The sequence below is a fragment of the Treponema sp. R8-4-B8 genome, assembly GCF_054786175.1.
In genome coordinates, this window is record NZ_BDHE01000432.1 from 1 (window position 1) to 439 (window position 439).

Annotated in this window: 2 protein-coding genes; both read right to left on the reverse strand. The window is 43.5% G+C overall.

What is annotated here, in order from left to right:
• Positions 1-121: 121 nt before the first annotated feature.
• On the reverse strand, positions 122-244 hold the full coding sequence (locus ACYVRA_RS09110) for a hypothetical protein (RefSeq protein WP_461252388.1): 123 nt from the start codon (positions 242-244) through the stop codon (positions 122-124).
• A 5-nt stretch (positions 245-249) separates the two neighbouring features.
• Positions 250-439 (reverse strand): HepT-like ribonuclease domain-containing protein (locus ACYVRA_RS09115; protein ID WP_461252389.1); only part of this gene is annotated, 190 nt, incomplete at its 5' end.

Here is a 439-nt window from a genome sequence, read left to right on the forward strand (position 1 = left end):
TTCGGATACAACCTGCGGTGAGATCACCGGGTTTTCCCTAAAGAATTTTTCCGAAATCAACCGTTTGGGGTTACCGTCTAAGCCATGATTATATATCAAGACATTTGTATCCAAAGCGATCTTATCCATAATTATTAGCCTCGTCTCTGTCAAATTTAAAGTCTGTAAGGTCGAAGCGATGCCCGTCAAAAATGGCGGACACAGCGGGATCGACACACTCCTCGCCGCCTACGTTAGCCGACACCGGCGTCAATACCAAGATGTGTATAAGAGACAGCCATAATGATGAGCGGCAATATTCCGCATTCTTTTCATGTTTCCCCAAGGAACTTTTTTATTATGCTCCAAAAAATCTTTCGAAAAATGCGTGGTTAGCTCACCTATCTGTAAAATACACATAGCCACGGCATTCTTGAAGGCGATGTTCTCCGTCAATGTT